The organism is Streptomyces sp. NPDC001604, from assembly GCF_042893475.1.
In the GTDB taxonomy this organism is placed as follows: Bacteria; Actinomycetota; Actinomycetes; order Streptomycetales; family Streptomycetaceae; genus Streptomyces.
On the sequence record NZ_JBIAUY010000050.1, the window covers coordinates 1 to 1,442 of the forward strand.

1 protein-coding gene is annotated in these 1,442 nt (G+C 68.0%); it reads right to left on the minus strand.

The window, feature by feature from the left end; all coding sequences use genetic code 11:
* Positions 1-22: 22 nt before the first annotated feature.
* A complete protein-coding gene (locus ACFY1E_RS47900) occupies positions 23-1,225 on the minus strand; it encodes an IS110 family transposase (protein ID WP_389088929.1) in 1,203 nt (400 codons plus the stop codon).
* Positions 1,226-1,442 lie beyond the last annotated feature (217 nt).

Sequence of the window (1,442 nt, forward strand, 5' to 3'; positions counted from 1 at the left end):
CGCAGGTGTCTTAATGAAGAAGTCAAGCCACCTGCGCAACCGGCGGACCGGAGTCGTACGGCCGCCCATCACGCAACATCGCCCACAACACACCGACTCGGCGCCGGGCCAACGCGAGCACCGCCTGGACATGCGTCTGGCCCTCGGCTCGCTTCCTGAGGTAGTACTCGCGCGACAGGCCGGGCCTCATCATCGCCGCCTGCGCGGACAAGTAGAAGATGTGCCGCAGCCGCCGGTTGTAGCGCTTCGGCCTCTGGAAGTTGCCGGTCCGGCGGCCGGAGTCGCGCGGAACCGGCGCCAGCCCGGCGTGCGACGCCAGACGTCCAGCATCGGCGTACCCGGACAGGTCGCCGACGATCGCCACGAACTCTGCACCGAGGATCGGGCCCATGCCCGGCATCGATTCGATGACCGCGGCACGCTCGTCCGTGCGGAAGACCTCGCGGATCTCCCGCTCGGTCTCCTTGATCTGCTCGTCCACTTCCAGGAGTTGGCGGGCGATGACGCCCACCAGCCGTGCTGCCCGGTCCTCACCGGGCAGCACGGTGGCCTGGGACCGAGCCGCCTCGACAGCTCGGTCGGCAACAGCGTCGGCCTTGCGGACGCTCCGGCGCCTGAGCCAACTGGCAAGCCGTTTGGTGCCGATGCGGCGCAATGCGGTCGGCGTCTGATATTCGGTGAGCATGGTGACCGCGCCCTTGGAGGCGGAGTAGTCGAAGGCCCGCTCAAGGGCGGGGCTGATGCCCACCAGGGTGTCCCGCATCCGGTTGATCAGCCGCACCCGGTCGGCTATCAGATCAGCTCGGCGCGCGGTCAGCAGCTGGAGCCCGGCCACCTGCTCGTCCGGGAGGCTGAGCGAGGCGAAGTCCCGTCGCAGCCGGGCGGTATCGGCGATGACCAGCGCGTCCTTGGCGTCGGTCTTCCCCTCGCCCCGGTAAGCCGCCGACATCCGATGGACGGTGCGGCCGGGGATGTAGACCACGCTCTGGCCATGCCCGATGAGCAGGGCCAGGAGCAGCGTCGAGGCCCGGCCGGAGATGTCCACCGCCCACGACACCTCGTCGGCCGCTTCGCACACCGCCGCGATCAGTTCCAGGATCTCGGTCTCGTCGTTGACGACCTTCCGGGACAGCACCAACTGACCGTCGGCGTCGATGGCCGTAGCCCAGTGGTGAGCCTTGCCGGCGTCGATCCCGACCCATATGCGCGCGCTGCGATCCGTCACTCGAGGTGCTCCGTTCCTTCGTGCCCGGCATTCACGCGGCCCGAGGAACACTCCGCCGACAGGACCCTCAAGAGCGATCTTCGCAGTTCTCAATCACCAGTCGGAGCGTCCCGGAAGACCAGGCGGCCACACCTGCGTAGCCATCAGCGGCATCCACTGATCAGCCATACCTGGTCCTCCCGGACCTCCAACATTCTGAGGGTCCACTGATGCCGAA